The organism is Nocardia sp. NPDC101769 (assembly GCF_044766925.1).
In the GTDB taxonomy this organism is placed as follows: domain Bacteria; phylum Actinomycetota; class Actinomycetes; order Mycobacteriales; family Mycobacteriaceae; genus Nocardia.
The window spans coordinates 1-15,352 of record NZ_JBIWMX010000069.1 but is presented as its reverse complement, the minus strand read 5'-3'; the positions used below and the strand labels follow the sequence as shown (position 1 = coordinate 15,352).

General features: G+C 65.4%; 18 protein-coding genes and 2 pseudogenes. 15 read left to right on the top strand and 5 right to left on the bottom strand.

The window, feature by feature from the left end:
• Positions 1 to 625: 625 nt before the first annotated feature.
• From ACIRRA_RS44060 to ACIRRA_RS44045, 4 genes are all read left to right on the top strand, one after another.
• Positions 626 to 1,069: a nitroreductase family deazaflavin-dependent oxidoreductase gene (locus ACIRRA_RS44060; protein ID WP_402781475.1), complete on the top strand. Its 444-nt coding sequence runs from the start codon at positions 626 to 628 to the stop codon at positions 1,067 to 1,069.
• Positions 1,070 to 1,443: 374 nt separating this feature from the next.
• On the top strand, positions 1,444 to 1,809 hold the full coding sequence (locus ACIRRA_RS44055; protein ID WP_402781472.1) for a hypothetical protein: 366 nt from the start codon (positions 1,444 to 1,446) through the stop codon (positions 1,807 to 1,809).
• Between the two features lie 157 nt (positions 1,810 to 1,966).
• Positions 1,967 to 3,325 (top strand): IS4 family transposase, encoded by a 1,359-nt coding sequence (locus tag ACIRRA_RS44050; RefSeq protein WP_402781469.1) that lies wholly within the window; start codon positions 1,967 to 1,969, stop codon positions 3,323 to 3,325.
• An 83-nt stretch (positions 3,326 to 3,408) separates the two neighbouring features.
• Positions 3,409 to 3,753, top strand: coding sequence for a hypothetical protein (locus ACIRRA_RS44045; protein WP_402781478.1), 345 nt, complete (start codon positions 3,409 to 3,411; stop codon positions 3,751 to 3,753).
• Positions 3,754 to 3,983: 230 nt separating this feature from the next.
• On the opposite strand, the gene ACIRRA_RS44040 is transcribed toward ACIRRA_RS44045, so the two are convergent.
• The gene (locus ACIRRA_RS44040) at positions 3,984 to 4,301 is read right to left on the bottom strand and encodes a hypothetical protein (RefSeq protein ID WP_402781466.1); all 318 of its coding nucleotides are present in this window, start codon (positions 4,299 to 4,301) and stop codon (positions 3,984 to 3,986) included.
• Positions 4,302 to 4,562: 261 nt separating this feature from the next.
• Between ACIRRA_RS44040 and ACIRRA_RS44035 the strand changes: the two are divergent.
• Positions 4,563 to 5,084: pseudogene (locus ACIRRA_RS44035) on the top strand (helix-turn-helix domain-containing protein); the annotation flags it as partial.
• A gap of 85 nt (positions 5,085 to 5,169) precedes the next feature.
• Positions 5,170 to 5,601, top strand: coding sequence for a transposase (locus ACIRRA_RS44030; protein WP_402781463.1), 432 nt, complete (start codon positions 5,170 to 5,172; stop codon positions 5,599 to 5,601).
• 41 nt (positions 5,602 to 5,642) lie between these two features.
• Here the strand turns inward: ACIRRA_RS44030 and ACIRRA_RS44025 are convergent, their stop codons facing one another.
• Positions 5,643 to 7,115, bottom strand: a complete 1,473-nt coding sequence (locus ACIRRA_RS44025; protein WP_402781460.1) for an NF041680 family putative transposase — start codon at positions 7,113 to 7,115, stop codon at positions 5,643 to 5,645.
• Between the two features lie 394 nt (positions 7,116 to 7,509).
• Between ACIRRA_RS44025 and ACIRRA_RS44020 the strand changes: the two genes are divergently transcribed.
• The gene (locus ACIRRA_RS44020; protein WP_402781457.1) at positions 7,510 to 8,118 is read left to right on the top strand and encodes a nuclear transport factor 2 family protein; all 609 of its coding nucleotides are present in this window, start codon (positions 7,510 to 7,512) and stop codon (positions 8,116 to 8,118) included.
• A gap of 27 nt (positions 8,119 to 8,145) precedes the next feature.
• A complete protein-coding gene (locus ACIRRA_RS44015; protein WP_402781454.1) occupies positions 8,146 to 9,015 on the top strand; it encodes an alpha/beta fold hydrolase in 870 nt (289 codons plus the stop codon).
• 17 nt (positions 9,016 to 9,032) lie between these two features.
• Here the strand turns inward: ACIRRA_RS44015 and ACIRRA_RS44010 are convergent.
• Positions 9,033 to 10,339, bottom strand: a pseudogene (locus tag ACIRRA_RS44010) (IS701 family transposase).
• Between ACIRRA_RS44010 and ACIRRA_RS44005 the strand changes: the two are divergent.
• From ACIRRA_RS44005 to ACIRRA_RS43975, 7 genes are all read left to right on the top strand, one after another.
• Positions 10,280 to 11,056 carry a helix-turn-helix domain-containing protein gene (locus ACIRRA_RS44005; RefSeq protein WP_402781451.1) on the top strand — a complete coding sequence of 259 codons (777 nt, stop codon included), beginning with the start codon at positions 10,280 to 10,282 and terminating at the stop codon, positions 11,054 to 11,056. The pseudogene ACIRRA_RS44010 and the gene ACIRRA_RS44005 sit on opposite strands and share 60 nt — an antisense overlap.
• On the top strand, positions 10,951 to 11,607 hold the full coding sequence (locus ACIRRA_RS44000) for an IS630 family transposase (protein WP_402781448.1): 657 nt from the start codon (positions 10,951 to 10,953) through the stop codon (positions 11,605 to 11,607). Before ACIRRA_RS44005 ends, ACIRRA_RS44000 begins: the two co-directional genes overlap by 106 nt.
• A 24-nt stretch (positions 11,608 to 11,631) precedes the next feature.
• Positions 11,632 to 11,883 (top strand): hypothetical protein, encoded by a 252-nt coding sequence (locus tag ACIRRA_RS43995; RefSeq protein WP_402781445.1) that lies wholly within the window; start codon positions 11,632 to 11,634, stop codon positions 11,881 to 11,883.
• A gap of 274 nt (positions 11,884 to 12,157) precedes the next feature.
• A complete protein-coding gene (locus tag ACIRRA_RS43990; protein WP_402781442.1) occupies positions 12,158 to 12,619 on the top strand; it encodes a PleD family two-component system response regulator in 462 nt (153 codons plus the stop codon).
• Positions 12,620 to 12,733: 114 nt separating this feature from the next.
• Positions 12,734 to 12,931 carry a three-helix bundle dimerization domain-containing protein gene (locus tag ACIRRA_RS43985; protein WP_402781439.1) on the top strand — a complete coding sequence of 66 codons (198 nt, stop codon included), beginning with the start codon at positions 12,734 to 12,736 and terminating at the stop codon, positions 12,929 to 12,931.
• 15 nt (positions 12,932 to 12,946) lie between these two features.
• Positions 12,947 to 13,141 carry a hypothetical protein gene (locus ACIRRA_RS43980; RefSeq protein ID WP_402781436.1) on the top strand — a complete coding sequence of 65 codons (195 nt, stop codon included), beginning with the start codon at positions 12,947 to 12,949 and terminating at the stop codon, positions 13,139 to 13,141.
• A 354-nt stretch (positions 13,142 to 13,495) separates the two neighbouring features.
• Positions 13,496 to 13,780 (top strand): hypothetical protein, encoded by a 285-nt coding sequence (locus ACIRRA_RS43975; RefSeq protein WP_402781433.1) that lies wholly within the window; start codon positions 13,496 to 13,498, stop codon positions 13,778 to 13,780.
• 259 nt (positions 13,781 to 14,039) lie between these two features.
• On the opposite strand, the gene ACIRRA_RS43970 is transcribed toward ACIRRA_RS43975, so the two are convergent.
• Positions 14,040 to 14,528 (bottom strand): hypothetical protein, encoded by a 489-nt coding sequence (locus ACIRRA_RS43970; RefSeq protein ID WP_402781430.1) that lies wholly within the window; start codon positions 14,526 to 14,528, stop codon positions 14,040 to 14,042.
• Positions 14,525 to 14,785 (bottom strand): hypothetical protein, encoded by a 261-nt coding sequence (locus ACIRRA_RS43965; protein WP_402781427.1) that lies wholly within the window; start codon positions 14,783 to 14,785, stop codon positions 14,525 to 14,527. The genes ACIRRA_RS43970 and ACIRRA_RS43965 overlap by 4 nt, the downstream gene beginning before the upstream one ends.
• Positions 14,786 to 15,352: the final 567 nt, after the last annotated feature.

Genomic DNA, 15,352 nt, shown 5'->3' with positions numbered 1-15,352 from the left:
AACACCCTCACGGGCGCATGCAACGATCGCCGAACCCGTCCCAATCACGCACTTTGTCCTCAGCCCGACGCGAGCGGCCCCTTGCGCGCCACCACAGCATCCTCGGTTTCAGGAACGGGCTTTCGAACGCTTCTTCCTGCAGGAACGCCTGATCGCTCACCCGGGGCGACCACGTTCGGTCGACGATCGTCTTCCGGACAGGGGCGTCCGCGTACATCGGCGTGGCGGCAGTCTTGGTCGAGGTGCAGATACCTACGATGGTCTGCGGTCACGTCCCTGCTTCGGTGGCCAGCTGACCCCGCCCGGTTCGTCCACCCAGAGGCCGGGCGGAGTCACGACCGGGATGGGTCAGGGGTCGTGTGCGTGGTACCTGAACCCACCTCTCGGCGTCGGAATCGTCGGTGCTGTGGTCGGCGGCGGTGCGACAGTAGATGTCCACGTCGAGGAGATGGCAGCGGATCCCGATGTCGGCCTGGATGAAATCGGCGGCACCGTCCAGGCCGCTCAGCAGAAGCAACAGTTCGGGACAGCTAGCTGTTGTGACCACCGAATCCCTGGGCGTGGGGGCGTTCGGCCCTACGTGACTGGTGCGGTCGGCGGCCAGTATCGGGGGGTGGGCAACAGAATGAAGGTCTTTCCTCGGCCGGAACTGGACCGGGACGCGATACGCAGGTTCAACAAGCGTGTGCTCAATCCTGTGATGCTGCGTCTGGCTGGTCGCCGGCATTGGTATGCGGCGGTGATCCGGCATACCGGGCGGCGTTCTGGAAAGGCTTATGCCACACCGATTGTGGCCGAACCCGTCGCCGACGGGTTCATCATCCCGCTGCCGTACGGCACCCAGGTCGATTGGTTACGCAACGTACTGGCCCGTGGCCGGGCCACGCTGCAACGACAGGGCGTCATCTACGACGTCGCCGATCCCCGGGTCATCGATTCCGCTACGGCCGCACCACAGTTACCGGCCGCGCATCGGCGCACCTACCGGAGTGTCGGCGTCGACAACTATCTCCACGTGCGGACCGGCGGCGAGATGGCTGGCGGGTCGGGCTCGGCACACCGCCGGTGACACTGGCACCGTAGGTCACTGCCGGTGTGGGTTCGGTACACCGACAGATCGAATCGGCAGAAATCCGGTAGATCTTCCGAACCCAGGTGGTCGGCCATCGTTTTCCGAACGCGAACTCTTCTGTGCTGAGATTCGCCGATAGCTGTAAGGACTTCCTGGCAAAAGATATGATTGTCAGGAAGTCCTTACAGTACGGGAGGGGTCATGGGACGACAGACCGAGGATGGACGGCACGAGGGCTACGTCGCGTTCGTGTTCGCGGACGGTGCGTCGGGCGCATCGTGGTCGGACGGGCCGATCGCCACCACAGCGGCAGATGGGACATCACTCGACTACGACGACTGGCAGCACCGCACCGACGGCGAGGTCGTCGCGTGGCGCGCGATCTGCTCGGACCTCGACTCGCCCAGCGGGAAGCAATGCTGGCGAGGCCCGATCTGGACCGGGTGGCCACCGCGGCGGAGCAGGATCTCGCGCAGCGGCGCGTCTACTCGCCCGACAGCATGCTTGCCAGCGAGCTCGAGGACCTGATCATGGTCGATTGGGAGCAGCACATCGCGCCGACCACGGGCACCTACGCGGTGGAACTGGCCGCCACCGCCGCCGCGCAGGCGCAGGCCCGGCTCACCGAGGCCGTGCGTGAGGCACGCGCGCAGGGCGCGTCCTGGGACGCGATCGGCAAGGCCGCCGGCATGACCCGCCAATCCGCACATGAGCGGTGGTCCAAACTCAAAAACTGATGTCCCGCTTTAGCGGCAAGGCCGCTCAGTTAGTGGTGTCGGGTCGCTGTCAAGGCAATCGTGTTGCTGGAGTGATGGTTTCGCATATGGAACAGCGGAACTGCTGGTAGAGAGGTTTTGTCCTCCAAGACAAACCTTCGAGCCAGGAGCTCCGCTGTTGGACCAGTCTGTCATTCCGCGCCCGGATGCGGTAGCCGATTCGGTGTTCGGGCCGGGCCATCTGGGTGAGTTGACCCAGATCGTGTCGTTCGACCTGGTCGATGCCGCGTTGGCGGCCACCCGGTCGGTGCAGCAGCGGGTGCGCGCGCTCCCGTCGCGGGTCGTGGTGTATCTGCTGTTGGCCGGGGCGTTGTTCGAGCAGATCGGTTACCGGCAGGTGTGGGCGCGGCTGGTCAGCGGCCTGGACGGTCCGGCGGTCGCAACACCGAGCACTTCGGCGTTGTCCCAAGCGCTGCGCCGCGTCGGTCCGAGGGCGCTACGTGCGTTGTTCGAGCTGCTGGCAGGTCCGGCCGCGGGTGCGCTGCGGTGGCGTGGCCTGCTGGTATGCGCCGTCGATGGCACCTCGATGTTCGTCCCCGACAGCGCCGCGAACTCGGCGGTGTTCGGCCGGCAGACCGGGCGGCCCGACGCGGCGGCCGGATATCCGATGCTGCGACTGCTGGCCGTGGTCGCCTGCGGCACCCGCACGGTCGTCGATGCCGTGTTCGGCCCTTACACGACCGGGGAAATAGCCTATGCGCCAAAGCTTTTCGACTGCCTGAAACCGGGCATGCTGCTGCTGGCCGACCGCAACTTCGCGGTCGCGGCGTTGATCGAGAAGATCTCCGCAACCCGAGCCGAACTGTTGATCCGCTGCAAGAACGGTCGCGCCCTACCCTCGATCAAGCACCTGCCCGACCGGTCATGGCTGACTCGTATCGGCCCCGTGCTCGTGCGTGTCGTCGACGCCGAGATCACCGTGCGCTGCCACCACGGCCCACGCCGGGTCGGCCGTTACCGGCTGATCACCACCTTGACCGACGAGAAACGGTATCCCGCTGCGGAATTGGTTCGGCTCTACCATCAGCGGTGGGAGATCGAAACCAGCTATTTCGAGCTGAAATCGACCCTCCTCGGCGGGCGGGTGCTGCGAGCACGCACCCCCGGCGGCGTCGACCAGGAGGTCTACGCCCTGCTCATCACCTACCAAGCGCTGCGCACCGCCATCGCCGACACCACCCTGGCCACCGGGACACCCGCCGACCGCGCCAGCTTCACCGTCGCCGTGAACACTGCCCGCGACCAGCTCATCCACGCTGCCGCCATCCTGGCCGACACCACAATCGACCTGATCGGCTCCATCGGCCGCGCCGTTCTCGCCGACCCGCTACCCCCACGCCGGACACGAACCAGCCCCCGCGTGGTCAAACGCGCCATCTCCAAACACCGCGCCAAAGGCCAGATCGACCGCAACACCTACAAAACCCAGATCACCGTGCACATCCTGCCCAGGTTGACACCCGGGCAGGACCCTTAAGCGATCGGGCCGGGGTACGCCGCTACTGTCGGCCCGCGCACCGCCAAGCTGCCTACCGGGCTCGCCGGCGGGAGGCCCGCTCGGTGCGGTCGGCGATCAATCCACAGGTGGCCATGGCGTTCATCGCCGAAGACCTGACCGTGCAGGTCGAGGTGGTCAAGGAGCTGATCGTCGATCTCACCGAGCACGGCCGCCTCGCCACCGGCGGGGTGCACAGTACGGCGGTGGCGCGCTTCCCCGGCCTGGTCGAGGACTTGGTCGCCTGCGCGGTCATCGCGGATCGCCGCTCCGGAGCGACCTGGGCCCAGATCGGTGCGGCACTGGGTCTGACCGCCGACGCGGCCCGCGCCCGATACGGCCATCGGCGTCTCGCCGTGGAGTGGCCGATCCCGGTCACCGGCGGATCGTCAGCGGCTTGGGGCCCGTAGGTGGCGGCGGGGATGGGTTCACCGAATTCGATGTGCCACTTCGTCGGCAGCGGGACAGCGCCGAGCACACCCAGGTGCGGGAACAGCGGCGTCACCGGGAAGGCCCGCGAGGTCCAACCGGCCGGAATCCGGCGGTAGCAGGGAGTAAGTGCGCCTGAACAGCTACTTTTCCGTTGGCCTAAATCTCGAAATCCGGCGCTAAGTGGTCCCGTCCGCAAGTTCTTCGGGGGTCAGTGCCCGAGGTAGAGATCGCAGGCGCAGTCGAGGGCTTGTTGGGGACTGCCTGCGGTGAATCCGGTGGGCAGGATCTGGTTTTCGTACTTGCCGCTGCTGGCGAGGTAGAGACCGAATCCCCATGTCGAAGCCGATCCGTCGTAGCGGAGCCGGATGAGGGGCAGCCGGTGGCCATCGGCCAGTTCGCCCTCGACGTAGGCGAATTGACCGTGGTAGCGGACGTGCAGGCCGGTCAGCTGGGGCCAGTGTTCGGCAGCGTGTTGGTGCAGCCGTTGGGCCAGGGAGGTTTTGGTCGAGTCCGGGATCGCGGGCATGAGCTCATCCTGCCTGCTCCGGCGTGTCGAGTCCGGCGAGGTGAGGTAATCGGGCAGGGTCGTGGCGGTCGGTGTCTCGAAATTCGTTGAAGGCCTGTCATTTTCGTGTCTGTTCCCCGTGCTCGCCAGGTTGTGTTGACTACGTCGCAGCGGCGACGACTCGAGAAACTGGCCTACTCGCGCACCGCCGCGTCCGGGCTGGTCGTGCGTGTTCGGATTGTCCTCGATGCCGCCCATGGCTACTCGAACAACAAGATCGCCATGCGGCGGGGAGTCCATCTCGACACGGTGCGAACCTGGCGGGGTCGATACGCGGACCACGGCCTCGATGGGCTCAAAGACCGGCCGCGTTCGGGCCGGCCGCCCCGATTCACTCCCGTCCAGCGCGCCGAGATCAAGGCCCTGGCCTGCCAGCTGCCGGCCGAAACCGGCGTGCCGCTGTCACGGTGGAGCAGCACCGACCTGGCCACCGAGGCGATCGGCCAGGGCGTCACGGCGGCGATCTCCGCCTCGACCGTCCGCCGTATCCTGGCCGAGGATGCGCTCAAGCCATGGCAGTACCAGTCGTGGGTGTTCATCCGCGACCCGGACTTCGCCGCGAAAGCGGCCCGGGTACTCGACCTCTACCAGCGGGTCTTCGACGGAAAACCGCTCGCCGACAACGAGTACGTGATCTCCTCCGACGAGACGACCTCGATCCAGGCGCGCTGCCGCTGCCACCCCACGTTGGCGCCCGGCATCTCCCGCACGATGCGCGTCAACCACGAATACGACCGCGGCGGCTCCCTGTCCTACCTGGCCGCCTACGACGTTCACCACGCCCAGGTATACGGGCACTGCGTGGCCCAAGACCGGGATCGTGCCGTTCATGACCCTGGTGGAGAAAGTCATGACCAGCGAGCCCTACTCCTCGGCCAAACGGGTGTTCTGGGTGGTCGACAACGGATCGTCGCACCGCGGCAAGGCCGCTGCCGATCGGCTGACCGCGCGGTTTCCCAACGCAGTCATGATCCACACCCCGGTCCACGCCTCCTGGTTGAACCAGGTGGAGATCTATTTCTCCATCGCGCAACGAAAGGTCGTGTCTCCCAACGACTTCACCAGCCTTGACCAGGTCGAAGACCGGCTCACCGTCTTCGCGCGCCGCTACAACCAGACCGCGCGACCCTTCGAATGGAAGTTCACCCCGGCCGACCTCGAGGACCTGATGGCCCGGATCGAGCGACACGAACAGAAAGAGCACTCCCAACAGCCCACCGGCCGCGACCACCAGACTGCCGCATCACCGGCTGCCGCGTGAACCCCCGAAGAACTTGCGGGCGCGACCACTAAGCTTGAAATTTAACCTCTGGCTGGTGTTTGCCCTGTTCGGCGGGGTTTGGTTCCCTGCTTGTGATGTGCTGGGCGGGTGTATGCCTGGCCGGTGACCAGTGTCAGGCCCACGTCGTGGCGGGCGGCTCGGTGGCGGTTCTTCGAGCCTGCGGGTCGCCCGGGTCCGGGTCGGGTGGGTTTCGGTGCAGCCGTGGGAGAGCCGGTCTTCGTGCGCAGGTGCCGGAACCCGCGCCGCACCCGTGCGGGGGTAAGTCGTTGCGGTGCAACTGTTTTCTCCCACGGGCGGCGCAAGTCGACGGCCAGCTCGCGGGCCAGTCGCAACTGGGTGAAGACGGTCAGCATCAGCCAGGTCCAGCGGTCGGCCGCGTCGGGATTGCGCAGCTGCGGCCGGGTCCAGCCGAGGGTCTGTTTGAACATGCGGAATGTGTGCTCAATATCGAAGCGGCGCAAGAACATTTGCCAACATCGGTCGATATCGGTGGCGGTGGCGTCGACTCCCGACCACCACAACCACACGGGCTTGTTCACCCCGCCGCTGGGCAGGTGGTCCACGGTCAGCCGGATCACGGTGCCGGAGATGACCGGCAGTGGCCCCTGGAAGTCCGCCCAAGCCGAGCGGCGTTGCAGCCGTGGGTGCAGCCGGTCCCACGCCCGCGCGGTCGCGGTCCCATAAAGCCTTGTCTCCGTGCATGTTACGACGTGTTCTTTGCCCCAGGTGTCGTGGTCACCGAAGACGAACTCACCGCCGTGTCGGGCGGGTCGACCGCCCTTGGGATTGTGCCGGTGCGGTGGTGCCGGTCGACGGAACACGCGATCGGAACGCAGCCGAGCCAGGATCTGCACCGGCAGGTCGGCCAGCAGATACGCGATGCGCGGTGCGTCGTAGCCGGCGTCGAGCACGAGCAGGATCTCCGGGTCCCCGTCGCGCCACTGCCTCGCAGCGATGAGACGGTCGATCACGTCGCGGATCTGCTCGGTGGTCACCGCCGCGACATCCGCGCCGGGAGCCAGGCGCACCGCATCCAGCGGCGCGGTCCAGGAGGTTCGGCCGGTTTCCAGGGCCACGACGATCCAGTACGGCCAGCCAGGGACCATCTGGTGCTCGTTGCGGCCTCGGCCATAGGTGTGGCAGAACGACCGTTCCATGCAGGTCGCGCCGTCCGGGCGCAGCCATGGCGACACGTCGACTGCCAGCACCAGGCGGCCGTCGGCCGCCCGCGGCAACCGCACTCCGCCCAGCGCCCTCCGCAACCGGTCGACCTCGATGCGGCCGCAGTTCACCGCGTCATACAAGGCACCATGACCTCGGCGGTGCTCCGGCACCAACGACAACCCCACCAGTGACCGCACCGGCCCATCGGCACACAACACCGCGTCGGCCAGCTCGAACAACGTATCCGCCCGCGCGGTCAAGCACTCGTAGAACTCCTGCCGGAACGCCACCAACTGCCCGAGCGCGCTCCCGCGCTCGCCATCTCGCATACTATCCACCGCAGCCCTTGTGTCGAACTTCCATGTGTCGCAACAGGAATCATCGACCAAGGGCTGCTCACAAGATCAACCGGGGGGATGCCGTAACCCGGCGAGGTTAAAACCCAAGTTTAGGAATGAGCCCAGGAATACAGATCACTCGAACACGAGCCCCTGCCAGTCACTACCCCGTCCTAGCGCGGAGGGAGAACATCCGGCTTATCCGGACTTAAGCAGCCGGCGTTTACGAGTAGCTCCGCCTACTTTCGCCAGCTGAGCAGCCAGCCCAGATCTCATCGCCGAGGGACCGCAAGGCCGATGATCGTGCCGTCGCTGAGCGGTGCCTGGCAGTCGATGCCAGCGTTGTGACAGCGGTGTGACAGCGGTGTCGACCAGAGTCCGGACCATGACAACAGATCTCACCTCCGCCGCCGCACCCTCCATCGATCCCGAGCCCGGCTACTACACGCCGCTGGCCGAACAGCAACGAGTGCTCAGTGCCGAGGATCGTCTCGACATCACCGATCTGGTGTTCCGCTTCGAATGGTGCTTCGACCGCCGCGACTACGTGAGCCTGACCGACATGTTCACCGAGGATGTCGTGATCGACCACATGTGGGGCTACCGCGAGGGGCGCGAGGCGGCACTCACGCTGCTGCGGGAGTGGGAACACGCGAATGCCGGTCTGCGCCACCAGGGTACGAACCTGGTGATCTGGGCCGAAGATGCCGACAACGCACGGGCGCAGAGCTATCTCACGGGCATCGTCATGAGCGGCCCCCTGACCGCCGACAGCCAGGCGCCGGCCCTCGGCCGCATCGTCGGACATGGCCTGGTCACCGACCGGTTCCGCCGCTGCGACGACGGCCTCTGGCGGATGACCCGCCGCACCATCGAGCAGATGTACATCGACCCCGAATACCTCGCCGACGAGGACGCCCGCCGTTGGTTCGCCCTCTCCGCCGAACAACGCCGCGCCACCAATCCCCGCCCGGCAGGCTGGGACCCGCGGTAATCCCTCCGACGAGAAGGAGCGAGGCTCATGACTTCGATACACCGGCCGGAAGTCGACGGACAGCACATCGACCTGGGAGGACGACGCCTCTACGTGGAGGAATCGGGGCACGGCGAAGGCCACGTGGTCTTCGAAGCCGGGTTGGGGTTCGGCCGCACGTCCTGGGATCCGGTGATCCCGCTGCTCCGGGACGCCGCCCGCCTCACCACCTACGATCGCCTGGGCCACGGCCTCAGTGAACCCGGCAACGGGCCGACAAGCATCCCGGAGATGGCAACGACGCTGTGCGAGCTCATCGACGCGCGAGTGCCCGGGAATTTGGTGCTGGTCGCGCACAGCATGGGAGGCCTCATCGCCCGATGGGCAGCCGTTGCTCTCGGATCGAGGCTCGACGGGCTGGTGCTCATCGACCCGACCCCCGAGACCGCCGCGATGTACGACGACGTCACACGCCTCACCCGCCAGCAGGACCGGCTGTACGGCCTGTTCGAGGGGTTGAGCAAAGTTCGCCAACTGCGACCGGTCGTCGCGAGTGTGAGCGGGCGGCCCTTCCGCCGTGTGTTCCCGCCGGCCACCTACAAAGCGATTGCCGCAGAGGACTTTCGACCGTCCAGCTTCGCGCAGATGCGTCGTGAAGCGGCTGCCCGAGCCGACGCCGTCGTGGCGTTTCGCCGCCAACCTCCGGCACCGCCGAAATGCCCGGTGGTTCTGCTTTCCGCCGGCCGAGTTCCAAGAGGTGCCGGTAAGTATTTGACCGACATCCAGGAACACCAGCGCCAGTATGTCGACGCGCTCCAGAATGCGCGCTTCGAGACCGCGGACTCGATGCACATAATCCAGGCCGAGCAGCCCGAACTGGTCTCGTCCCGGATCCGGGAGTTCCTAGCGGCGAGCTGAACCGATCATGACCGGGTTTAGTACTCCAGCATCACTTCGTGATGTAATGCGTGTCTTCGCTGGTAGTGGGCTTGTTTTGCCTGGTGTTGGTGTCTTCGTCGCCATGTCGACCAGTGGAGCAGCCGGACGGGGTTCGGGAGTGGGGTGATCAGGTGTGCCAGGAGACGCTTGATTTCGCCGAGCGTGAGTGGAATGAGGCCGCTGCCAACGCTTTTGGGGAAACAGCGGCCGTCACCGCAAGGTAGGTGTGGGCGAGCAGGGCGAGGGTGATGTGCCGGTACCAGGCGTCGTAGCGGCGGACCTGGTACTGGTCGAGCCCGATCTCGGTTTTCGCGGTCTGGAAACAGTCCTCGACCGACCAGCGGGCACCGGCGACCCTGATCAGGTCCTCGTCGCTGGTGCCTGCCGGAGCTCCGCACAGGTAGTACGCGATTTCGAGTTCACCTTTGGTGTTATGGGTCAGCGACCGCCTGGCCAAAAGCCAGCGCCGCCAACCGGCGCCGGCCTCGCTGACGGTCGGCAGCGTGGCCACGGCCCAGTCGAACAGCCGGGGACCTTTCGCGCCTTCGCCGCAGCTGCGCCGCTTCCATGCCTCAGGTGGCGCGTCCGCGACGACCTGATCGGCACGCCAGCTGCCCGACACCGACACGATCGGCGCACTGCTGGGCACGGCCACCACATACCCGATCCGCCGTCGCTCGAGCCAGCGCCGGAACTTCGAATCACCGCCATAGGCCTCGTCGGCAGTGACCCAGCGAGCGGGTACACCGGCATCCAGTGCACGGGCCAGCATCCTTTGTGCCAGAACCTGTTTCGTGCCAAATTCGACCTCATCGGGCACCCCCGCCTCCCGGCAGCGGTCCCGATCGTTGGTCCACGACTTCGGCAGATACAACTCCCGGTCGATCAGGGTGCGGCCCTTCACGCTCGTATACGCACAGAACACACCGAGCTGACAGTTCTCCACCCGACCGGCCGTTCCCGAGTATTGCCGTTGCACCCCAGCAGATTTCACTCCCTTCTTCAGGAACCCGGTCTCGTCGACAACCAGCACACCATCCGCATCGCCGAGGTGCTCGACGGCATACGCGCGCACCTCATCGCGGACTCCGTCGACATCCCACGCCGCCTTGTTCAACAACCGCTGCATCCCATTCGGCGTCAGATCACCCGCCGCTTCGGCCAAGGTCCAGCCGTTCTTCCCCGCCAGCGGTGCCAGCAGGCCCCGCACATACGCTCGAGCCCGCAACCGTGGCTCCGCCCGATGAAACCGCCCCGCGACCCGCGCGAACAGCTCTTCGAGCCCAGCCGTCCACGCAGCCAGATCCTCATCAACCAGCACGAAACCCCATGCTACCCAACAACATCACGAAGTGATGCTGGAGTACTAATGCTGCGTTCCTCAAAGATCATGTATTTTGTTGTCGGTCTTGCTGGTTCGGATGTAGCGGGGTGGGTTCTGCCGAAGGTGTTGGTCGCGCGGTCTCCACGGAATACGTTGGAGGAGCGGCAAATTCGCAAGCTGGCTGGGGCGCGGCATGCTCCGGGGGATTGGATCCGCCGGGCGCAGATGATCACGGCGAGTTGGGACGGTAAGTCCACCGCGGTGATTGCACAGGAGTTGGGTTGTCATCCACAGACGGTGCGAGAACGCTTGCACCGGTTCAACACTCACGGCCTGGAGGGGCTGGGCGATCGGCCGGGGTCGGGGCGCAAACCTCGCCTGACCGAGACAGAGCGCAGTCGTATCGTAGCCTTGGTCGCCACCACGCCACCGGGGCGGTTGACGCGGCGATCCGATGGCGCTCTGGAAGCCGAGCAAGACGGGGCACCGTCGTGCTGGACACTGGATTCGCTGACCGAGGCCCTGCGCGCCGAAGGCATTGTCGTGGGTCGTAGTCAGGTGCGCAGAATAATTGTGGCAGAAGGGATTCGATGGCGTCGGCCGCGGTCGTGGACGACGAGCAAGGACCCGTACTTCGTCCCAAAAGAACCCACATCGTCGGTCTCTACACGCAGCCACCGGCGGGGGCCACGGTAGTCTGCGCCGACGAGCTGGGCCCGGTCTCGCCCCGAACCTTCGGCCCCGCACCGGGATGGTCGATCGACGGACACCGCATCAAAGCACCCCTGGAATACTCGCGAGGTCCGGACAAGATCTGGGTCTACGGATCGATCCGCGTCCGCGACGGCCAGGCGGTCACGCTCACCGCCGGCTCACGCAACAGCGTGAACTACCAGCGTTTCCTCGAAATGATCGAACAGGCCAACCCCACCGGCGACATTCATGTCATCACCGACAACCTCTCCAGCCACAACAGCAAATCCACCCGCGAATGGCTCGCCGATCACCCTCGGATCAAACATGCATTCATCCCGGTCGGGGCATGCTGGCTCAACCTCCAAGAGCCGTGGTGGCGAATCTTCCGGCGAGAAGCCCTCGCAGGTCAGACCTTCGCCGACCACACCGAGATCGACCAGGCCACCCGCCAGGCCACCGCCGCCCTCAACGCCCGCGCGCGACCATGGGTTTGGGGCCGACCAGCCCCGAAACCCAGGACCCTACGCCGCCGGTTTATCTACCACCTTTGAGGAACGCAGCACTAACTGTGGCCGTTGCTGACCGGTCTGGACGGTGGCGCCGATCTGATCCAGGCCGACATCGGGATCCGCCGCCAACTCCTCGACGCGGACATCTACTGTCGCACCGCCGATTTCACCACCATCCCCGATCGGATCCGCGGTCGCTGGCGGCCTACCGCCGACGAGCTGCTCCCGGCCGCTTATCTGCGCTATCAGTGCGCCGCGATCGCCGCGGCCCACACGGGGCCCTCGATGATGGCAGAGCTCTGCAAGATCCAGCGCTGAGCTGCCCAACGCCCACTACAAGTAACTGTCTCGTGAATCGGTGATGTCCGCTGGGTAAATCGATGGCGGCATGGAGGAGAAAACCCCAGCAAATGTGAAGTTCCGCCACATCCGTCACGGAGTCCTGGTCCTGGGGATCGGGTGGGGATATGTTCGGGTTTCCGTCGGCGCGTCAAGGACATGGGTTGTCGAAGCGGGGCTGAACAGCTTCGTTGCTTCGCGGGACGGTCACATCCCAAGAGGGTGGGGGATCCCGTCGAGCGGAGGACAACCAATGAGCAGCTTCCCGACATCGGCTTCGGAGATCAGCCGTCCGCGCTCACGACCCGGTGAGCACCCACCCCCGCCGGCGACGATCCTGGTGGTCGAGAGCAATCCGGCCGCAGCCGAGATACTGGTCCTGGTGCTGGCCACGGCGGGTTATCAGGCCATTTCGACGGCGACCGGTCAGCGGGCGCTGAGCACCCGAGCAAAGCTGACACCGAATCTGGTCGTGGTCGGCCCGTCACGGGCCGATATGCGCCCCGCTCAGTTGTGTCGTGCGCTGCGGGCGCGCACCGATGCCCCGATCCTGGTCCTGAGCAGCGACATCGACACGGGAACCGTCGAACCGGTCGTGGCCGGCGGCGCGTCGGAATGCCTGCTGATCCCGATCTCGGCCCGCGATCTGCTGACTCACATCACCGCGCTGCTGGGTTCCTCTCACGGCCGGGAGCAGGCCGCGATCGCCGTCTGACAGAGAGGCCGACACGGATGTACGGATTCGATTGGTCTCGTGGGGAAAGCTGACATACTTCCCGAATCCCGCTTTCCCGTTGACGGCGAGGGCGGGGAATTATGCTCTTGTGCTATGAAGGTCGGTGATGAGGACGGGCAGATCAGTGAGCTTGTTGCCCGTCTGGGCGGCAAGTATCCCCAACTCACCGGCGAAGCGGTCAAGACCGCCGTCGGCGAAGCGCATCGGCGTTTCCTCGGCCACCCGGTCCGCGACTTCGTGCCACTGCTGGTCGAGCGCATCGCCGAGCGGGCACTCGCCACTGGCCGCTGACCGCCCCGCCCGCCGATGAGCGAGGATCCCGAAACAGCCCAGGCCCGGATATTTCTCACGGAACTGGAAAAACACGCACAGATCGTGGCCCGCCGGCGCGCCGCAGCGGCAGCGGGCAGCAATGACGCCTTGAACGCGGAGCTGAGCCACATCCGCCGCCAGATCGACAAGATCTGGCGGAGGTTCCCCCAGCTGCGACCCGAACCCTGACCGAACCGCGTCCGCCCGCCATGCTCAGCCGCTGGTCAGCAACCTGCTACAAGAAACCCGCGAAATCGACCATGTGAGAAACGGTCTCAACCATCCCGGTCAGACCTGCCCGGCCTCCGGGAGGGATGGACCGGGCGGGTTCGTGGATTCCACAGCTGGTCACCGCAGGACCGCTCCGGGTGAGCGATCAGGCGTTCCCGCAGGAAGAAGCGTTCGAAAGCCCGTTCATCACATCGAGGATGCCGTGGTGGCGCGCAAGGGGCCGCTCGCGTCGGGCTGAGGACAAAGTGCGTGATTGGGACGGGTTCGGCGATCGTTGCATGCGCCCGTGAGGGTGTTCACTACCGTCTGGTCATGGCCGAACTGAACCCGCCGACAATCACTTCACCCGGCGAGCAGGGCATGGTCCTGCACGTGGAATCCGTGGTCCTGCCCGTACCTGGCAGTCCTGGTGGGGACATCAGCGTGCGCTGTGTCGACGGCACCACTTATGTGCTGCCGATCGAACTGCACACGTGGGCGGAGCAGCTGGTCGTCACGAACATGGAACTGTTCGAGGCGGGAGAGCCGTTTCTGCTTCCCGGCCACATCGACTTCGGTGTCCTCAACGGCGGTGTCTACGCCGAGATGATTTTCTAGTCCGGTCAACACATCCACCGCCGGTGTTGAGAATCGATCCTCTGACGAACACAAGCGTCAGGGATTCGATGTCCCGCGCCTTCGCCGCGACGCGGGTTCGGGAATCCGTTGAGTTCGCAGGTTGCCCATGATGTTCGCGTGACGGTCGGCCGGGTTGCTAGTAGGAAGCGTCACTGCAGCATTGTCGCCCACCGCCAGTTGATCTTCCTTGATTCGTACCTGCGCCATGCTCGGAAAACGCCTGTATCCCGGGCTACTGTCAACCATTTCGTGCGCGCCGGGCGGCAGCGCGCCGTGCCCGCTGGGCCGTTTTCAGGCACCCGTCGCTGCAATATGTACGAGGTCGTCCGCGTCGATCGTTCCAAGATGCACTGTGGTCCATCAGGTTTCCGCATTCGGGGCACTCTCGAAACAGCCCGCGCCGTCGTGCGGCGTCCTCGACATCGAGTGCTTTGGCACTCTCGCGCACTACCACGGGATCACGAAGTCGGCGGTAGATGGTGTTTCGGGCCAGCCGCACTTCGAGCGGTGACGCACCGAGGATGTTGGCGATCTCGCGGTTCGAGTGCCCCGCCAGGATCATTCGTGACAGCTCGGCGTCATAGGGGGACACCCCGCGGTCGTGGCCGAAGAGGCGTTCCTTCTCCATGCCTAGCTGTTCGAGGATGTCGGCGAGGATCCGGTCGGTGAACTCCCGCCGGTCAGCGCTCGCGCTGACCGGGTCACGGTGTTGCTGCGGCTTGCTCACAGATCCTCCTGCGAGGGTTGCGGATCGCCATCGGCGGTCTCCTGCTGGTTCGGCGGGGCGAGGGGAGGTTTCTGAGCACCATCCGGCTTCCCATCACGGCGGTGGATGCCGAACGCCGCCGCGAAGGACTCGAAGACCGTAGGGATATCGTCGCGTTCGGCTCGGCACAGAGCAATGACCGTCACCAAGGTGACGGCAATGGCGAGCACGGCCAACGGCCAAACGCCTACTGCGGCAAAGGACAAGAGCTTGGACAAGGGACGGGCTCCTTTGGACACAAAAAAGGCCCCCGGGCATTGATGCGCCGAGGGCCTAGAACGGTGATGGATACGAAAAAGGCTCCGATCGTCGATCAGAGCCGGTGAGGATAGAGCTATCCCCTTCCAAAGGGATCCTAACACAGGAGCATTCGACCGAAAGGTCGAAGTATGTGCAGGTCAGAGCCTATAAGTGGCCTGGCGCGATAAATCGGGTGATGTACTTCACAACGCATCGGGCGATGTTCCAGCCGGGTAGGTAGGGCGCGACGCGCACATCGGCGTTCGGAAAACGATGATCTGACGAACGCGAACCCGGCCCGTCCTGAGCGACTGCACCACCTGGGAGTCGGTGTTCGGAAGCCCGTTCATCAACGGGACTGCGTGGATCAAGGCTCGATCGCAACCACTCGGCTCGGGCACTGTCGTCGGATTTCAACCACTCGGCTCAGCCCTGAGCGCTCCTGCCAGTACGACATAGGCGTCCGCACCGGATGTCTTGGATGTTCTCCATCGGGAATCGTGGGGAGCGATGCCCGAACTCGGCGAACGCCTTGCCAGCCAACG